Source organism: Citrobacter sp. Cc139 (assembly GCF_030334645.1).
Lineage (GTDB): Bacteria > Pseudomonadota > Gammaproteobacteria > Enterobacterales > Enterobacteriaceae > Citrobacter > Citrobacter werkmanii.
The window spans coordinates 1-287 of record NZ_JAOWDM010000024.1 but is presented as its reverse complement, the minus strand read 5'-3'; the positions used below and the strand labels follow the sequence as shown (position 1 = coordinate 287).

Annotated in this window: 1 protein-coding gene; it reads right to left on the bottom strand. The window is 51.9% G+C overall.

The features are described 5' to 3' along the window. Positions 1-287: SOS response-associated peptidase family protein (locus OGV69_RS01310; RefSeq protein WP_286469003.1), on the bottom strand; the 287-nt coding region annotated here is incomplete at both ends.

Sequence of the window (287 nt, the reverse complement as noted above, 5' to 3'; positions counted from 1 at the left end):
CGCCTGTCGTGAATATCTACCAGCCCTTTGTCGGCCGCAGCTGTCACTATCAGGAAACCTTCTGCTTCATCTCCACGTTCAAATGGTGTGCTGCCGATCGCAGCCATAAAAATCGGCTGACCGTCTGCCCGGTGAATAAAGTAAGGTTGTTTCTTGTCCCCTTCCTTTTTCCACTCAAACCATCCATCAGCAAAGCAAATCGCGCGGCCATGCTGCCAGAGTGGTTTAAACATTCTGCTGGTGGCCGCAGTTTCAGACCGTGCGTTAATGAGCGGCGGTTTATCCCA